This window comes from Nitrospiraceae bacterium, assembly GCA_035623075.1.
In the GTDB taxonomy this organism is placed as follows: Bacteria; Nitrospirota; Nitrospiria; order Nitrospirales; family Nitrospiraceae; genus DASPUC01.
The window spans coordinates 99,331-117,634 of the sequence record DASPUC010000049.1 but is presented as its reverse complement, the minus strand read 5'-3'; the positions used below and the strand labels follow the sequence as shown (position 1 = coordinate 117,634).

The following is an 18,304-nucleotide window of genomic DNA, read 5'->3' as shown; positions in this document are numbered from 1 at the left end:
TGTGACGGTGCTGTTCTATAGCGGACTGTTCCTTCTCTCAATCGTCGTGACGCTCGGAGGTTGTGCCCTCTTCACCAACGCGATCGAGTGGCTGGGCAAAAGGTTCAACTTGTCCGAGGGCGCAGTCGGCAGCGTTCTCGCTGCGCTGGGCACGACGTTGCCTGAGACATCGATCCCCATCATTGCGATCTTCTTTGGTACGGGACGCGAACAAACGGAAGTGGGTCTTGGAGCGATTCTCGGCGCCCCCTTTATGCTCAGCACGCTGGTAATTCCCATCCTGGCAACCCTGCTCCTGGTCTATGCTCGGATGGGGAAACGGGGTCGTACGTTCCATCTGAATTATACGGATATCACTGTCGACCTTTCCTTCTTTTCGGTCGCCTATGGCGTCGCGATCGCCTGTGTCTTCGTGTCGTCCCGGCTCATTCACGCAGCGGCGGCAGCGGGACTCATGGGGCTGTATCTCTATTATATGACGCTGAAGTTCAGCGAGAACGACGAGGTTGGAGAGGGGGGGATCGAGCCGCTCATCTTCTCAAAAGCTTCCGCAACCCCGCCCTATTCGATGATTGGCCTCCAGGGTGTGGCTGGGTTGATCGGGCTCATTCTCGGCGCCCATCTTTTCATCTCTGCCGCGGAAACGATAGCTGGCACGCTGGCACTGTCACCATTAATCTTGTCTTTGTTAGTCGCGCCGCTCGCGACGGAATTACCAGAGATGTCCAACAGTTTTTTATGGCTCTATAGGAAGAAAGACCGACTGGCCGTCGGTAATGTGACCGGTGCGATGGTGTTTCAAGGGACATTCCCGGTTTCAGTGGGACTTCTAGGAACGGAGTGGGCGTTGAAACCGACAGTGCTGGTAACCATGGTGCTCGCGGTGATTGCCGCAACTTCTTGTCTGCTCCAGGCAGCGTGGGGAGGCTGCTGGCGACCCTGGTTGCTCGGCGGGAGTGCCCTCCTTTATATAGGGTATGGCATCTATCTCTACGGCTGGTGATGGCTGAGACGGTTGGTCTGGTTCGTTTGGTTTCTCTGGTTGGAACTTCTTGAGTCACGGATTTCCTCGCACCAGACAAACCAATTAACCAGATAGACGAAATGAACCATTTTCCCAGATGCGTGTGTTGGTAGGAGCACCATGGCAAAGCGACGGCAACGAGGGGAGACACGCCCGCTTTTGGGCCTGACGATGGGCGACCCAGCCGGGATTGGCCCTGAGGTGATTGCCAAGGCGCTCTCAGGGACGGTATTGCGACGGTTGTGCCGTCCGCTCGTCATCGGATCGATTCCGGTGATGGAGCAGACGATCAAGTCGTTGAAGCTCAAGCTCCAAGTCGTACCGGTTGCCGGCCACGATGGCGCTTCATTTCGCCCGGGCCAGGTGGCGGTTCTCGATCCTCTCGATTCTCCGCTTGGACACTTCACTGTAGGAGTCGCAGCACCGGAGACCGGTGCTGCTTCGGTGGCCTTCATCAAGAAAGCGGTCCGGTTGGCAGAACTCGGCTGCGTCGACGGCATCGTCACTGCTCCGATCAACAAAGAAGCCATCAACATGGCCGGTTGCCATTATCCCGGCCATACGGAATTGTTGGCAGACCTGACGCATTCTCCGGAGAGCGGCATGATGATTGTCGGTGGGCCGCTCAAAATCATGTTCGTGACAACCCACGTGGCGATCAAGGAGTTGCCTTCGGTATTGACGCAGGCGCGCATCGAAAAGGCTATTCGGCTTGCACACAGGGCCCTGAGCGAGTTGTTTCATGTTCCGAAGCCGAAAATCGGGGTGGCGGCGTTGAACCCTCATGCGGGAGAACATGGCCTCTTCGGCGATGAAGAAGCGACGGCCATCCGACCAGCCGCGCGTGCAGCTCAGGCTCAGGGGATCCTGGCCAGCGACCCGTTACCGGCTGACACGCTGTTCGGCAAAGCGGCGCGTGGCGACTATGATGGTGTGGTTGCGATGTATCACGATCAGGGATTGATTCCGCTCAAGCTCGTGGCGTTCGGCACCTGCGTCAACCTCACGGTGGGACTCCCGATCATTCGATCCTCGGTCGATCACGGGACTGCTTACGATATTGCGGGGAAGGGAATTGCCGACCACGGCAGCCTGCTTGAAGCGGTCAAGCTCGCGGCCAAGCTCGCAAGGGACCGTAAGCAGAGACGGACTGCGTCTCTGGAAGGATCAGCATGACCGAAAAGTTACAGCTTGGGCTCGCTGCCATTCAGCAACAAATGAAGGAGCTGGACGAGATCGCCAAGAGAACCACGGAAGATCTCAACACCGTGGCGGGGACCGAACGGGTGACGAAATGGAAAGCCCGGACCGCCGCTCTGCTGAGTCAGACCCTTGGAGAACAGGAAGGGAAGGCTTTCTCCAGGCAGCAGCCGGGTCCATCATTTACGAACGATCTCTTTGAAGAATTTACGGATATCGTGGACTATTACCGCTCGGTCCTCCGGACGATGGCGAAGAAGCTCGAATCGTCGATCCCCAAAACCAGCTAGTGGCACTGTGATGGATGCCTCGGCACCTCCTGCGCGCAAGTCCCTGGGCCAGCATTTCCTCATCGATCCGAACATCGTCCGCAAGATCGTCTCGCTAGCTGATGTACAGCCTGGCGAATCGGTGTTTGAGATCGGGCCGGGCCGCGGGATTCTGACTGAAGCCCTCTGCCGGGTTGCGACTCGTATCATCGCAGTCGAAGTCGATCCACGATTACATGCCTACCTGTCGAGGCGACTATCCGGCTTGCTGAATCTTGAGCTCGTTTGCGGAGATGTGCTGACGTACCCGATCGATGACCTGCCCTACGGAACCGTGGTGGTGGCGAACCTGCCCTATTACATCTCGACTGCGATCCTGTTTCGATTGCTGGAAATTGGGCCGCGCTTGAGTCGAATGGTGCTGATGTTGCAAGCGGAAGTCGCGGCCAGGTTGGTGGCGAAGCCGGGCAATCGGGCGTATGGTCTTCTGTCCGTCATGGCGCAATCATCAGCGGAGATCGTTGAGGGGTTTCGCGTCTCGGCCCAGTGTTTTCGTCCCAGGCCTGAGGTGGCGTCGGTGGTCGTGTCGCTGCGCCGTCGCGCGACAGCTCTCGTGTCGGATGGGCAGCAGGCCAACTTCCACCGGATCGTCAAAGCGGCCTTTGCCCACCGCAGAAAAACGCTTCCCAATTCGCTGCGCGATGAGGGATATGGGGTCGATCGAGTGCTGGATGCTCTTCACGCGCTCAATCTCCCGCCGACCGTCAGAGCGGAAACTCTGTCCGTTGAACAATTCATCGAACTGACCTCTCGCGTCGCGTGAGGAAAACCGCCGTGGAAGAGGACTTCAGCTGGTCGTTCGTTTGAAATGACCCGTTCCCTATGCTAGCATCCGCTCATGGGTGCCTCCACGACGGCCAAGCGGGGCGATGCCCGGCGGGCCTCATCTCCGCCTTCTCATCTCAAGCGCGAAGTGATCGGAGTCGTTCTGATCGCGTTGAGCCTCTTGACGTTCCTAAGCCTGCTCTCCTTTGTTCCGGGGGACAGAAATGTGTTCGCCCCGCATGCAGCCTCCCCCCGAAATCTGATCGGGTCGGCCGGAGCATTATTCGCGTCCATTTTGTTCTTTCTGATCGGCGGAGCCGCTTACCTGTTCCCGCTTCTCCTTGGCTTGCTGGGGATGCGGTGTTTCACCCAAAGCACCCTGTCGATTCGGCTTCGTAATGTCGCCGCCTCTGTCGGGGCCCTTCTGTTTCTCAGCGGATTCCTTCACCTGGAAGTGACAGCGATCCCGACGGTGTCAAGCGGGATGGTCTCTCGCGGAGCGGCAGGTGGTCTCTGCGGACAGGTCCTAGCCGAAAGCTTACGGTCTTATTTTGCCAGTACGGGGGCGCACATTTTGATTATCGCAGGATTCTTGGTGTCGATGCTGTACACGACGCCGATGTCGTTGGCCCAACTCGTCCTCCGTGTTCCTGAATGGTGGGGCCGCGCGGTTAGCCGTATCTCCACCTGGATTCCGGAGCGAGGTGCAGCGGCCGAGCCTGAGACACCGGTGAAGAAAACCAAGCCCAAATCAGCGAAATCGATTCGATTGGTCATCGAAGAAGTCTTGCCGGCGGCAGAGCCGTCTCCCGTTGCGGACGCAACCATGGCGCAGCCGATTCCGAAACCGGTTGAAGGTGCGCCGGAGCCAGTCGAGACCGAGCCGGAACCTCAGATAACGGCCACCCGGGACGAAGCCGATGACTATGTGCTGCCGGATCCGGCCGAGTTGCTCAGCGAGCCCTCCGGCGCCCTGGCCCGGATGACGGACGAAGAGCTGAAAGCGCAATCGGAGATCCTTGCACGGGCGCTCCTGAGCTTCGGCATCGAAGGAAAAGTCACGGAAGTCCGGCCAGGGCCGGTGGTCACGATGTATGAATTCGAACCGGCTCCCGGGACAAAAGTCGCCAGGATCGTCAATCTGGCCGACGACCTGGCTCTGGCGATGAAAGCGACCAGCCTGCGGATCGTTGCGCCGCTCCCTGGCAAATCGGTGGTGGGCATCGAGGTGCCGAATCCCTATCGGGAAACCGTCTCCTTGAAAGAGGTGGTGACCAGCGAAGTGTTTAGCAGAGCCCGATCGAAACTGACACTGGCGCTGGGCAAGGACATTTTCGGGGTGCCGGTGACCACCGATTTGAAGACGATGCCGCACTTGCTCGTGGCAGGAGCTACGGGGGCCGGCAAGAGCGTGAGTCTCAATACGATGCTGATGAGCATTCTATTCTCGGCTAGGCCGGACGAAGTCAAATTGCTCCTGATCGATCCCAAGATGCTGGAGTTTCAAACCTACGACGGTATTCCACATCTCCTGCGCCCTGTGATCACCGATCCAAAGTCGGCGGCCCGCGGTTTGAGTTGGGTGGTCCAGGAAATGGAACGACGCTATAAGCTACTGGCGGAAGCCGGCGTGCGGAATATCGACGCATATAACCGCAAAGTGGCCGGCGCACAGGGTATGAGCGGCGAAAGCAGTGCCGAGACCAAGCAGGACCAAGCGGAATTACCCATGCAGTTTCTTTCGGAGGAGGAACGACTTTCAGCCGGAGAAAGCACGCTTCCGGACGGGAGCCCTGGATCGTATGAGCCCCCTCCGACTCCCCCCGAACCCTTGCCGTACATCGTCGTGATGATCGATGAGTTGGCGGATTTGATGATGGTGGCGCCGAAAGAAGTCGAAGACAAGATAGCGCGCCTTGCCCAAATGGCCCGGGCGTCGGGGATCCATCTTGTGCTGGCGACCCAACGGCCTTCCGTTGATGTCCTCACAGGGTTGATCAAAGCCAACTTTCCTGCCCGCATTGCGTTCCAAGTGTCCTCCAAAACAGATTCCCGCACGATTCTCGACTCGAACGGCGCCGAAGCCCTTGTGGGACGGGGCGATATGCTCTACCTTGCATCCGGCACGGGACGTCTGGTTCGATTACACGGGTCGTTCGTATCCGATGACGATGTCCGGCGGGTCGTCGAGTTCGTCAAAGGGCAAGCGATGCCGACCTACAACCAAGAATTACAGACATTGAAACAGGAAGAAGCGAAGGAAGAAGAGGCTCAAGACGAAGTCTATGAGCAGGCAAAAGATCTTGTGCTTTCGACGGGTCAGGCTTCTGCCTCGCTGATTCAGCGCCGTTTGCGCGTCGGTTATCCTCGTGCCGCCCGCATGATTGAGCAGATGGAAACGGAAGGAATTGTCGGAGCCGCGGGACGTGATGGACGACGGGAAGTGCTGGCCCGGCGAGGCCCAGTCGGTGAAGCCCAGCCATGAGACGATGGTTCATCCTGTGTTTTGCTGCGGGTTTTTCCCTGCTTGCGATTCCCGTCTGGGCGGCGGATGAGCCGATAGACGACCAGGCTCGGAAAGAAGTTCGCGAAGTCCTGAAACGTCTCCAGGCCCGGTACGAGAAGACCAAGGATCTTCAAGCCGACTTCACACAGAAGACTCTGATCGAGGGTTTCGAACGGCCCGTCATGTCCTCGGGAAAAGTGTATATCAAAAAACCGGGCCAGCTGCGGTGGAGCTATTTGGACCCCGCAGTGGAAGATATCTACGTTAATCGCGATGATGTCAAAGTCTATGTTCCGGAACACAAGCAAGTCATGATCGGCAAGTTGACGCAAATGGCGTCGTCCAGGGCTCCGCTGGAGTTGCTCCAAGGAGCGGCGCGGTTGGACGAATCGTTCGATATCGAGCCGACTCCCGGAAACGGAAAAGGGGTCGGAGGAATCAGATTGCTGACGTTGATTCCGAAACACAACGGCGGCCAGAGTGGAAGGACATTGCAACGGATCGTGCTGGAGGTATATCCCAAGACATACTATATTCGAACAGTCTCCCTCTACGAAGTGAGCGGCAACGTGTCGACGTTCGAGTTTTCAGCGCCGCAGGCAAATGTCGGGATGAACGACGAACCCTTTGAATTGAAGCTGCCATCCGATGTGGAAGTTGTGAAGGCGCCGGTGCTCAGCGCACCATGATTTCGAGGAAGGAGTAATGGAAAACCGATGAGTACGATGACGATGAATTCAGTGACGGAAGCAGTGGAACGGGCGGTCGCTTCCCTCGATGTCGAGCAACTGCGCCGGCAATACTGGGAACAGAATGAATTTCTTTTCGTGAAGCAGTTTCTTCCGAGAGCAACCGTCGAAGAGCTGCTCGTCCCTCAAGCGCAAGTCGTCAAAGGAGACCTGAATCGCAACTACATCCCAGGCCATAAGAAAGGCGGCAGCGTCAGCTATTATACCGTGATGGAAAAGGCTCCGCGCTTTCTCGACCTCTATCGATCGGAGGCGTTCATTGCGTTTGTGAGCCGACTAACCGACGCCAAACTGCAACTTTGTCCTGAGAGCGACCCGCATTCATGCGCCCTCTACTACTATACAGAACCGGGGGATCATATCGGGTTCCACTACGATACCTCCTATTACAAAGGCGCGCGGTATACGATTTTGATGGGCCTGGTGGACAAATCGACCCATTGTAAGCTCGTCTGCGAGTTGTTCAAAGACGATCCGGTGAAACAGCCACGCCATCTGGAGATTGTCACGGAGCCCGGTGATTTGGTCGTGTTCAACGGCGACAAGCTCTGGCACGCGGTCACCCCACTTGCGGAGGGGGAAGAACGGATTGCATTGACGATGGAGTATGTCACCAACCCCGAGATGGGGCCCTTTAAGCGACTCTATTCCAACCTCAAAGATTCCTTCGCCTATTTCGGTCTTCGTACCGTCTTCAAGCGGGCCTTTTTAGGATCAAAATCCTCTCGATAGTCTCTGGCGTTCATGCGCCGAGTTTCTGCCGTCATTGCGTCGGATGGCCGACCTTCGGCACCGAGAAGTGCCATGAGGATGAGGTTCAGGAGTCTGGCGAGGAAGACGCAGGAGTACTCGATGGAATCGTGTCGATGGAAGCATGAGCGCGAATGGCCCGGCGAAGAAGTCCGCGAAGCGCATCCTGATCATACGGTTTGTTTACGCATGAAAAGGCGCCGTGCGAGAGGGACCTGGCGCGGTATTCAGGTGAACCAAACGCAGTCAGGATGATAACGGGGAGCGAGGGATGCTGTTCCCTGAGAAGGTCCAACACGGAGAGCCCATCTCCGTCCGGTAATCCGATGTCGAGGAGGACTGCATCGTATGGAGAAGCCGTGGCTTCCGCGAGCGCATCCCCGCACGTTGAGGCACATGTCACCTGATAGCCTTCGTGATCGAGAAGATCATGCAAGGCAGCAAGAATATCCGGATCGTCATCGACGACCAAGACAGCCGGAGTATCGTTCTGGTAGTCGATTCTATTCATGATTTGATCGTAACCCGGTTGTGAGAGGAGAAGAGCTATCTGCGGGATGGGGTGCTTCGCTCAGCCCAGGATGGGGACGCAGTTTGAGCGACTGTCCCATCAATCGCGGGCGACCGGGCCGGAGTTGTCTCGCGCGCTTTGGGAACGGAACTCGATTCGCGGCTTCAAGTTCGGTGAGCGACGTGCGAATAGCGGAGGCAACGAACCAGGCGAGGGTCAATCCCGGGGTCCAATAGACCGCATCGCGCATGCGATCAGCCAAATCCGCCGGTAGATTCACGGTCAGCCGCACCATTCTTGCTCGTGGCTCGTTAGAACGATCACGCGTGTCAGGACGTGCCCGTATCCTCGTCCGGCTCTGATTGGGTGAGGTCGGTAGATGGTCGGGCATGATCAGCGACATGAATGACCTCCTAGACAGTTCAAGTGATAGAACGATGCGCTCCAGTTTGCTCGTATGTTAAATTCCTATGTGTGCAACCAAGAACGTGGTGGCAGGCCGCATGGGTGCTGAATAGCAGCCATGCGGCCTGCGAGGCAAAAGCAAGGGGGCAGCGCGGATGCTCCGGATGGGCACGATCCAGAGGTAGGGCCACCGAGAGGACAGACTGTGACCTGCCCCGGTGGTTCCTCGCTGGCCACTCGCTCCGCCGAATGAGTTCTGCACTTTTGCTCATCATGAGTCGAGACCGGAATTGTGGAAATTCATCTGCTGGAGGCTTCTACAGCAACCCTCATACCATGGCGACGGCATGCGGATGCCGCGGATTCGGCCCGTGCAAGTTGTTGAACTGTCTTTAGTTAGGAACACTGTGCATGAAAGCCACGGGAATGAAGCGACGATCGACAGACCACGACGTATCTGATCAGGTACGTGAGTTATCTAGAGAGATACAGCGACAGCACCTGAAGAGGTTGCCGATGTGACACATGACTGTTGAAGGGGATTGAGGGAGCTATTGATGGAGGTGTTTCATCGCAGCGGCACAGAGGATAATAAAAAATCCGATCCAGAGCGCAGCCCGTTGGTAGGGGATCACTTCATATGTTTCCTCCTCCTCATCCTCGTTGGGTTTGAAAATGACCGTATAGAGAAAAAGCGTCAACAGGCAGAGAACCAGAGACAGCTTGATGAAAAAGACGATCAAATATTTGGCGTGATTTTGGACGCCACTCCCGGTCTGTGAGGTAAGGACCTGGTTCACGTAATGGAGATTGATACCCCCGGTAAACAAAAGAATGACCAGCAGGATACCGGCCACTTTCTTGTAATGCTGATAGAACACATCCGTAATCGGCTTGATGTGCTCCTTGGCCACGGCCTTTTGCAGACCCGGCGTCACGGCCATCACCAGGAAGGCCAGCCCGCCGATCCAGATAACGGCGGACAAAAGATGAAACCAATGGTTGACGATCGGGATCAGGGTGTTGAGGTCGGTAACGATGCTTTGTAAGGCGTCCATGCCGAGGCCTCGTTAAACGCGAATCGTTAAACGTGAACCGTGAAAAGGGGGACGGGCCGACATTCGACTCACTCTTTGCGATTAACGAGTAACGATTACCGGTTAACGCTCGAACTTGAAGACCGGAGTTTCGTTTCCGAAACGCTTCTTGCGGAGTTCTTCCATCAAGTCGATGGTGATCAATGGGATGCCATGCTCGCGCGCATGCCGCTCAACACCTTTTTTCACCATGGCGCGCAGGAAGTACGGGATGCGGCTGAGGCGGAACTGCGAGGCGTCATCCCATGGGATTTCGGCCTCCTCCGGCGTATTGAACGACACTTTGATCTTCTCACCGCCCTTCGGAGTGTATAGGCACCACTGATCTTCATCCAGCCAGTCGCCGTGATCGACGTAGGGGCGAGCCCGGCAGCCGCCGCAAATGTCGCTGTACTCGCAATCGCCGCACTTACCCTTGAGCTGCGGGTAGCGGAACGAATTGAAAATATCCGACTTCTCCCAGAGATCGATGAAGCTATTCTCTCGAATATTGCCGGCGGAGAGCGGCATGTAGGGACAGGGCGTTAATTCGCCGTTCGGCGTCACGCGCGCGTAGTTCGTACCGGCCAAGCAACCCCCGCCCATGTACCCGGTCGCCTTTGTAATCGGGGAATTCGGATCCTTTTCGTAGGCCAGTCGCTTGAAATGAGGAGCGCAGCGAGCACGAACGAGCATGTCCTTGTACCGGTCTTGGCAGTTCACCAGGTAGCCGAGCACTTCCTCGTACTGAGCCGGCGAGATGTCCGTCAGCTCTTCACCTCGACCCGTACAGACCATGAAGAAGACGTTCAGGACACGGGCCCCGAGCCCATGCGCCCAATCGATCACCGCCGGCAACTCCTGATAGTTCATCGGTTGCGCGCTAAAGTGCACTTGGAACTGCAAGCCGTTTCGTTTAGACGCTTCGATGCCGGCGACGGCCGCCTCCCAGGCGCCAGGCACCCCACGGAACTTGTTGTGCTTCGATGGATCGAGCGAATCGATGCTGATGCCGACTCCCATGACACCGATCTCAACCAGCGTCCGGGCCATCTTGTCATTGATGAGCATGCCATTGGTGCCGAATACAACCATGAAGCCGAGCTTCACGGCGTGGCGCGCGATGTCGAGGATGTCGGGACGAACCAAAGGCTCACCGCCCGTGATCACCAACAGGCAGCCCTTGTTCACCTCTGCGATCTGATCAATGAGACGGAAACACTCTTCTGTGGACAGCTCGTCGCTCCCACCACTGGCTTTTGTGGTGGCGTCAAGATAGCAATGGTCGCACTTGAGATTGCAGCGTTTCGTCAGATTGAGGGCGACGAGGTAAGGCTTGAAATCGTCGACGGTGCGCCCGTCTTGAACCAGGGCTGAGTAGTCAGTGCTGAGTGCTGAGACCCGCTGGGGTCCGGGCAGCATCGGAGAGTTGAGGATGGGAAGTGACTTGCCCATATTCGGTTAGGCCTGAGTGCTGAGAGTTGAGTGCTGGGTTGTAAACACGGAGCCGATCTTTTTCCTGGTGGTCCTTAGCACTCAGCATCCAGGACTCAGCGCGATGAACCTAGGCACTTCCCTTTCCGGTGAGGTTGGCGATCATATCCTTCAGGTTACCGGTCTTCATGGCTTCGGCCATGTAGCCCTTCGCCTGTTCGATGCCTTCGTTTGCCACTTCGAGCGTGATATGAGTCGTGCCGAGTTTATCCGCGTGCTTCTGAATCAAAGCGCGCGTACAGTCACGCATGAATCCTTCCGGCGCCCGTTCGAGCCTTGCCTGCGCGTCGGCGGTCCAGGTATAGGGCGCCGGTGCTTCAGCAACTCCGTTTCCGTTGCCATTTCCGTGGGCCCCGTTCCCGTTGGTCCCGTTTCCGTTTATGCCGGTGAGCTTGGCTTCCGCTTCTGCAGACGTACCGGTGCCCTTGTTCGCGAAAATCGGCTGGTAGTCTTCGTCCGCCGCTTCCTTGATCATCGGCGCGGCATATTCGAGCGTGATCGTTGTCATCCCCAGCTTACGAGCGCTCTTCTCAATCTTTGCCTTGGCGCGGCGACGTTGGAAGCCGGCCGGGACGGCTCGAATCGATTCTTTGGCGTCCTTTGTCCATTGCATCGGGATATCGTCATACGCCACGTCGGTTTCGATCTCGCCCTCCGCCTTGGCAGCCGCTTCGAAGATGCTTTTGTCGACTTGTTTGAACCGTGCGCCGTCGGCTCCGCAGACGGGACATTTGACCGGCGTTTCACCCTTCCCGATGTACCCGCAGCCGTCGCAGACGAAGTAATTTTGGCTCATGCGATCGAGATAGGCCTGCGTGGCTTCCGAGGTTTTGGGCTTTTCTTCGACCACTTGCGTCATCATGCTGCTGAGCGTCGACCCCATCAGGTCCTTCGCCACGGAATCGTCCGCTTGCATCTTGTCGCGATCGATTCCGGCCGCGTCAAGACTGCCGCCCAGCGCACGCATCGCCTCCATCGCGCCTTTCGGCAGGATATGGCCGACGGCGGCATCGACCACCGTATTACTGATGATCGTATGACCCTTTTCGATGGCATACCGGTGAATTGCCGTCTTGGCAACGCCGCGCGCGAACACGGGAATCTTTTCCATCCGGCGCAAGGCTTCTTCTGTCCAGGCGATCGTGTACTCGGCTTGGGTATCGATCGGCGGCACGTATTTCCGATTCGAGACAAGAACGTTGCAGGGAGCGCTTCGAAGAAGATTCTCCGTGTTGCTGCCGATATCCATATCCTCATCGCTGTGAACGCCGATGCGGCCGACGATCAAAAGGGTGGGAACATCCTTGCGGACGTACTGGATGATCTTTTCGAAGGCCTTGCCGTCGAGTAACGTGGTCTTGATGTCGCTCTGCTCGGCTTGGGCGATCTCGCGGGAAATATCGAGATGTGATTGGTAGATCTTCGCGAGCCCGCTATCGATGATTTCCTCATGAAGCTTTTCCTGTTCTTTGAAACGGAACACCTTGCCCGCTTCCTCGTTCAAGACGCCGGAAATGCTGTGGAAGGCTGCATAGTGGAAGTAAGGATCGAAGGCAGAAATGGCTTCGACCGGCATATTAAAGGCCTTTCCGAGCGCAAGGCCGGTCATCAGCCCACCGAAGGAATAGGGGCTGCCGTCGACGGCCACGACAATCTTGCCATCGGTCATCGGCTGCGTGTTCTTAATGATCAGCATATCGGAGTTGCGGACGCGACGAACGACGCGCTCCGTGTTGCTGCCGATGACGCTATCTTTCACTGCCCCGACTCCCAGGGCCCCCATGATGACGAGGTCGTAGGCGTTGGTATTGATATCTTCGGCCAGCACCTTCCAGTTACGTCCTTCGAGCGAGCGGCGTTCGACCGGCAGGTTGGCCTCGTTACATTTCTTGTCGACGTAGTCCAGGTAGGAATCGGTGATAATCTGAAGACCACGAGTAATCAACGAGTCGTGGATCTGCCGCTGCCGGTCCAATTCTTTCTCGTCATGATATTCCTCCGGCAGGCCCGCCTCCATCTGTTTGAAGCGTTTGTCGTGCATCTTGGCGGCATAGACGTGACTGCCCACGATTTTGGAGCCGAAGGTTTTGGCGAGATGAACACCGACATCCACCGCGGTGTTGGAATGGTCGGAATTGTCGACCGGTACGTAGATCGTCTTATACATTGAGATGCCTCCTCCAGGCGCTCTCGTGGCTGGCGTCGATTGTGAGATTCATCAAGCAATCCAAACGGTTGACACCACTCCCCCGCCTCAAAAGAGGGCCGATCATAGCACTCGCTTCCGATGTAATGCAAGGATAATAGAGGTCGACCGGTCGAGCACTAACGGGCGGAACTCGCGGCAGGATTTTCTCGTGAAGCCATTGATGGAGATGAAGATTTACGCGACCGGATAATTTCTTCGAGGGACAGAAGCGCGTCGCGTCCGGAGTTTCCATCGATGCCTTTCAGCAAACTTTCATCGGCGTAGTTCGTGGACCTTTCAGCTGTCTGTGACAAGGAACCGGACCAGGCGCGCGGGTCCCGGCTGCCTCGCTTCCGTTCCCAGGCCAACAGACAGGCCTTGGCGATGATCTTGTTGAGCGGAGCCGGATTGTAGAGAAGCTTTCGAATGCTGTTTGGGGTGAGCATCAAGGGATTATACCCGGCCGATAGATAGCCTTCCTCCAACAACCGGTGTTCGAGATCCGTATTGGGTTGGATGCCGAGGAAGAACATCAAGGGAAACACCCGGTCTTCACCGAGGATCGACGCCACGGTTTTATAAGCTTCGACGCTTTGCAGCAGGCTGTCCTCGGTTTCTTTCGGCGAGTTCAGCGAATAGTTCAGGATCACTTTTCCCTTGAACCCCGCTTCAGCGAGGTAGCGGCAGCCGTCGTACAGTCGCTCAAGTTTGAAACCCATGTGCAGATTGTTCAGTACTTCTTGAGATCCCGACGTGATCGCGACTTCCAAATCACCGACACCGGACCGAACCATGAGCTTCGCCAGCTCCGGAGTAATCAACGACGTGCGGATGTAGCCGGACCATTCGATCTCCAGCTTTTCGGCGAGAATCCGCTCCAGGATTTCCGTGCACTGCGGATACGATTCTTTCCCTGTGATGAACTGCGCGTCGGTGAACCAAAAGCGACGAGCACCCCACTGATGGTAGTGTTGGGAAATATCTTTCACGACCATCGCGGGCGGGCGGTACCGTACCCGTTTTCCTTCGATATAGGGATAGAGGCAGAAGGCACAGTCGTAGGGGCAGCCGCGTTTGGTTTGCACCCCGATCGATTCGTCCGTGTAGTGACGGTATTGGGGGAAAATCGACGTCAGGTATGGAAGGTCAACAGTGAGGGCATCCAGAAGCGCGGGGGCAGCCTGTTGCCCTTTGCGAATTGTTTTGCCCTCGCGCACGATATAACGCTCGCCATCCAACGATTGGCCATCGAGAACCTTGAGGATCGCATCCTCGCCCTCGCCGAGAATGCCGATGGTGCCTTCCGGGAGCTTTTCAATCAACTGGTCGGCAAAGGCCGTGAAGGCTCCACCGCCGATCATGATCTGTGCCTTCGGAAATTCCTTCGCGATCAACCAGGGGTAAGAGAGATTGGCTCGAATGTGGCTGTAGTAGCGATACAGTTGTTTCAATCCCTCGAACGATGCGACGACACGTTTGAGCGGGTTGCTGGCGAAGTAAAAGTTGAAGGCGTGCTCTAGGGATGAGTCCCCCTCGTGAGGCGAGAAAATCTGAATGTCTCGCCAAGAGAAACAGACGAGATCCGGCTTGAATTGAGCGGCCGCATCGCGAACCGCCTGCAATCGTTGCGAGTCATGGAACAACGAAAGATCAACGATGCGCTGACGGACCTCCGGCTTGCGCCGGTGGACGAAGTCGGCCAGATAGGTTACCCCGATCGGGTAGACCTTCTTGCAGGGGAGGAAAATATATAGAATAGAATTCATCGTTGGCTTGAGGCTAGGGGCAAGGGGCTAGAGGTGAGACGCAGAATATCTTGCCTATTGCCTCTAGCCCCATGCCTCTCACCTACTTCACTGCCACATGAATCGCCACGATCCCGCCGGTCAAATTGCGATATTCGACTTGCTGGAAGCCGGCCTCCCGAAGAAGCTGGCACAGTCGCTCCTGATCTGGAAAAGTTCGAATCGATGCCGGCAAGTATTCATAGACTCCAGTTGTGTCATGCGCGACTTTCGTGCCGATCCAGGGCAAGAGTCGGAAAGAGTACCAGTCATAGAGATTGAGCAGCCATTTCCGGACCGGTTGGGAAAATTCCAGACAGACGAACCGGCCGCCCGGCTTCAAGACTCGTCGGATCTCGGTGAATGCCTGCATCAGGTTTCCGACATTTCGCATGCAGAAGCCCGTCGTTACGACATCGAACGTCTGGTCGGGAAACCCCAACTGTTCTGCATTCGCCTCGAGACAGGTAATCCGCTTCGTTAGTTTGCGCGCGGCGATTTTTTTCAATCCTTCCACGAGCATGGCATGGTTCAAATCGGAGGCGATGACCAATCCCTCCTTGCCCATCCGAGGTTCAACCAAAAACGCGAGATCCGCCGTGCCGGATCCGACGTCGAGGGCCCGTCCAGCCGTGGCAATCGGTACATACGACGCTGTGATTTTTTTCCATCGGTGGTGGAGTCCGAAGCTGAGGAGTGTGTTGTTCAGGTCGTAGACTCGCGCAATGGCGGTGAACATCCGTTGCACGGCCTGTTCACGTGCCGATCCGGTCCAAGTCGAGATCGTGCGGGCGGGCGCCAACGGCTGACGCTGTTCCTGCGTCACGGACTCCTCCACAGAGAGCATGGCAGTCGTGGTAACACCCAGTTTCCGCCTTTGTCAAGGCGATGAGACCGGATGGTATAATCCGCTTCTTATGTCCGGCTCGATCATTATCAAAGGCGCCCGCGAGCACAACCTCAAGAATATCGACGTGACGATTCCACGCGACAAGCTCGTTGTCATCACCGGCCTGAGCGGTTCGGGTAAATCTTCGCTTGCGTTCGACACCATCTATGCCGAAGGGCAACGTCGGTACGTCGAGTCTCTGTCGGCCTACGCGCGTCAATTTCTCGAGCAGATGGGGAAACCCGACGTCGATTCGATTGAAGGGCTTTCCCCCGCGATCTCGATCGAGCAGAAAAGCACCAGCCACAATCCCCGTTCCACGGTCGGTACCGTGACGGAGATTTACGACTACCTTCGGCTTCTCTTTGCGCGGGTTGGTCGCCCATATTGTTTCCAGTGCGGCGAGGAAATCACTGCGCAAACCGTCCAACAGATGGTCGATGCGATCAGTGCCCTACCGGAGGGGAGCAAGTTTCAAGTGCTCGCTCCGATCGTGCGTGGGCGGAAGGGCGAATATCGGAAAGAACTCCTGGACATGCGCCGGGCCGGCTATGTGCGAGCCAGAGTCGATGGTCAGTTGGTCGATCTGGGTGATGAGATCGCCCTTGATAAACAGAAGAAACATACGATCGAAATCGTGGTTGACCGATTGGTCATGAAAGCCGGCGATGCCCTCATGCGTCGGTTGGCCGATTCCGTGGAAACCTCGCTGAAATTGGCGGGAGGGTTGGTCGGTGTCTTGAGGGAAGACGGGAGGGTGTCCCTCTACAGCGAAAAACTCGCCTGCATCAAGTGCGGTGTCAGCTATCCGGAGATCACGCCCCGCGTGTTCTCCTTCAACAGTCCGCACGGTGCTTGCCCGGCCTGCGACGGGATCGGTTATGTCATGACGCCTGGATGCCAGGAGGAAGAAGATTTTACGTTGCTGGAGCCATGTGAGGTCTGCAAGGGTGCGAGGCTCAGGCCGGAAAGTCTGTCGGTCAAACTCGCGAAACAGTCGATTGCGGAAGTCACGCAACTCTCGGTTCGCGCCGCCGCAGATTTTTTTCTCTCGCTCAAGCTCACCGATCGCGAGTTGGTCATCGCGCATCGAATCCTCAAGGAAATTCGCGAGCGGCTCGGCTTTCTGGTCAATGTTGGTCTCGACTACCTGACCTTGGATCGTGCTGCGGCCACCTTGTCCGGCGGTGAAGGCCAGCGTATCCGGCTCGCGACCCAGATCGGGTCCGGTCTGGTCGGGGTGCTCTACATTCTCGATGAACCGTCGATCGGTCTGCATCAACGGGACAACCGACGCCTGCTGCAAACTCTTCTGCGGCTTCGCGACCTCGGCAATACGGTGGTTGTGGTCGAGCATGATGCGGAGACGATGGTGGTGGCGGATCATTTGTTGGACATGGGGCCCGGTGCGGGATCGCACGGAGGACAGGTCATTGCACAGGGGACGCCGAAAGAGGTGATGGCGAACGACAATTCCTTGACCGGCCAATATCTCAGAGGCGTCCAGATGGTCAGCCTGCCTCGTCGACAGCGCAAGCCGAAGGGGATGTTGTCGATCGTTGGGGCCAAGAAGCACAACCTGAAGGGCATCACAGCCAAGATTCCGCTGGGACTTTTCACCTGTGTGACCGGCGTGTCCGGTTCGGGCAAAAGTACGCTGGTGCTCGAAGTGCTGTTCCACTCACTCTCGCAGCTGCTGGGCAGACAGCAGTCAGCTGTCAGCTCTCAGCCTACCTCTCGTCACGCCTCGCGCATCACGCTTAACGAGGGAAAGACAAAGAGCGCACATAGGAGAGCGGCGGTGTTGGATGGTTGCAAAGAGTTGCTCGGTGTTGAGGCGCTCGACAAGGTGATCGATATCGATCAATCGCCGATCGGCCGGACGCCCCGTTCCAACCCGGCAACCTATACGGGTCTGTTCAGTTTCATTCGGGATCTCTATTCAAATCTGCCGGAGTCGCGCGTGCGGGGGTACAAGCCCGGCCGCTACAGTTTCAATGTGAAGGGCGGCCGCTGCGAAGCCTGCCAGGGCGACGGCCTCATCAAGATTGAGATGCATTTCCTGCCGGATGTCTATGTCACCTGCGAAGTCTGCAAAGGACAGCGATACAACCGCGAGACCCTAGAGATTCATCACAAAGGCAAAAGCATTGCCGATGTGCTGAACTTGACGGTCGATGAGGCACTGGAATTTTTCGAGCACATTCCCTACATCAAGCGGAAGCTCGAAACGCTGCACGACGTCGGCCTGCATTATGTAAAACTCGGCCAATCGGCGACCACGCTGTCGGGCGGTGAAGCGCAACGGGTCAAGCTCTCGCGCGAACTCTCGAAACGGCCCACCGGCAGGACTCTCTACATCTTCGACGAACCGACCACCGGTTTACATTTCGCAGACGTGCAGCGCTTGTTGGACGTCCTGGACCGCCTCGTGGACGCCGGCAATACCGTGCTCGTGATTGAGCACAATCTTGACGTGATCAAGAATGCCGATTGGATCCTTGATCTCGGACCGGAAGGCGGCGACCGAGGTGGGGAAATTGTGGCCGAAGGCCCCCCGAAAGAGATTGCAAAGTCCAAACGATCGTATACGGGACAGGTATTGAGAGAAGCTGGAGTCGCGTAGGAGCTGAT

The 18,304-nt window shown here is 56.8% G+C and carries 15 protein-coding genes; 8 read left to right on the top strand and 7 right to left on the bottom strand.

All coding sequences use genetic code 11. The features are described 5' to 3' along the window. Position 1 precedes the first annotated feature (1 nt). From VEI50_14620 to VEI50_14590, 7 genes are all read left to right on the top strand, one after another. On the top strand, positions 2 to 1,003 hold the full coding sequence (locus tag VEI50_14620; GenBank protein ID HXX76360.1) for a hypothetical protein: 1,002 nt from the start codon (positions 2 to 4) through the stop codon (positions 1,001 to 1,003). A 141-nt stretch (positions 1,004 to 1,144) separates the two neighbouring features. Continuing rightward, entirely contained in the window at positions 1,145 to 2,200 is a 1,056-nt protein-coding gene (gene pdxA, locus VEI50_14615; GenBank protein ID HXX76359.1) for a 4-hydroxythreonine-4-phosphate dehydrogenase PdxA, read from the top strand. Further along, on the top strand, positions 2,197 to 2,514 hold the full coding sequence (locus VEI50_14610; protein ID HXX76358.1) for a hypothetical protein: 318 nt from the start codon (positions 2,197 to 2,199) through the stop codon (positions 2,512 to 2,514). The genes pdxA and VEI50_14610 overlap by 4 nt, the downstream gene beginning before the upstream one ends. Positions 2,515 to 2,524: 10 nt before the next feature. Beyond that, positions 2,525 to 3,316 (top strand): 16S rRNA (adenine(1518)-N(6)/adenine(1519)-N(6))-dimethyltransferase RsmA, encoded by a 792-nt coding sequence (gene rsmA, locus VEI50_14605; GenBank protein HXX76357.1) that lies wholly within the window; start codon positions 2,525 to 2,527, stop codon positions 3,314 to 3,316. Between the two features lie 75 nt (positions 3,317 to 3,391). Beyond that, entirely contained in the window at positions 3,392 to 5,803 is a 2,412-nt protein-coding gene (locus VEI50_14600; GenBank protein HXX76356.1) for a DNA translocase FtsK 4TM domain-containing protein, read from the top strand. Next, entirely contained in the window at positions 5,800 to 6,513 is a 714-nt protein-coding gene (locus VEI50_14595) for an outer membrane lipoprotein carrier protein LolA (protein HXX76355.1), read from the top strand. The genes VEI50_14600 and VEI50_14595 overlap by 4 nt, the downstream gene beginning before the upstream one ends. Before the next feature lie 27 nt (positions 6,514 to 6,540). After that, positions 6,541 to 7,305: a 2OG-Fe(II) oxygenase gene (locus tag VEI50_14590; GenBank protein HXX76354.1), complete on the top strand. Its 765-nt coding sequence runs from the start codon at positions 6,541 to 6,543 to the stop codon at positions 7,303 to 7,305. Positions 7,306 to 7,390: 85 nt separating this feature from the next. Here the strand turns inward: VEI50_14590 and VEI50_14585 are convergent, their stop codons facing one another. The 7 genes from VEI50_14585 to VEI50_14555 form a co-directional block, all read right to left on the bottom strand. Further along, positions 7,391 to 7,834 (bottom strand): response regulator, encoded by a 444-nt coding sequence (locus VEI50_14585; GenBank protein ID HXX76353.1) that lies wholly within the window; start codon positions 7,832 to 7,834, stop codon positions 7,391 to 7,393. Then, entirely contained in the window at positions 7,827 to 8,237 is a 411-nt protein-coding gene (locus VEI50_14580) for a hypothetical protein (GenBank protein ID HXX76352.1), read from the bottom strand. Before VEI50_14580 ends, VEI50_14585 begins: the two co-directional genes overlap by 8 nt. 553 nt (positions 8,238 to 8,790) lie before the next feature. After that, complete coding sequence (locus VEI50_14575) at positions 8,791 to 9,297, bottom strand: hypothetical protein (protein ID HXX76351.1); 507 nt, start codon at positions 9,295 to 9,297, stop codon at positions 8,791 to 8,793. A gap of 102 nt (positions 9,298 to 9,399) precedes the next feature. Then, positions 9,400 to 10,770 (bottom strand): radical SAM protein, encoded by a 1,371-nt coding sequence (locus VEI50_14570; protein HXX76350.1) that lies wholly within the window; start codon positions 10,768 to 10,770, stop codon positions 9,400 to 9,402. 109 nt (positions 10,771 to 10,879) lie between these two features. Next, positions 10,880 to 12,976, bottom strand: a complete 2,097-nt coding sequence (locus tag VEI50_14565) for a universal stress protein (GenBank protein ID HXX76349.1) — start codon at positions 12,974 to 12,976, stop codon at positions 10,880 to 10,882. Positions 12,977 to 13,134: 158 nt separating this feature from the next. After that, complete coding sequence (locus VEI50_14560) at positions 13,135 to 14,763, bottom strand: radical SAM protein (GenBank protein HXX76348.1); 1,629 nt, start codon at positions 14,761 to 14,763, stop codon at positions 13,135 to 13,137. An 82-nt stretch (positions 14,764 to 14,845) separates the two neighbouring features. Next, positions 14,846 to 15,607 carry a class I SAM-dependent methyltransferase gene (locus VEI50_14555; GenBank protein HXX76347.1) on the bottom strand — a complete coding sequence of 254 codons (762 nt, stop codon included), beginning with the start codon at positions 15,605 to 15,607 and terminating at the stop codon, positions 14,846 to 14,848. Positions 15,608 to 15,626: 19 nt separating this feature from the next. Here VEI50_14555 and VEI50_14550 point away from each other — a divergent pair, with 19 nt between their 5' ends. Beyond that, positions 15,627 to 18,296 carry an excinuclease ABC subunit UvrA gene (locus VEI50_14550; GenBank protein ID HXX76346.1) on the top strand — a complete coding sequence of 890 codons (2,670 nt, stop codon included), beginning with the start codon at positions 15,627 to 15,629 and terminating at the stop codon, positions 18,294 to 18,296. Positions 18,297 to 18,304 lie beyond the last annotated feature (8 nt).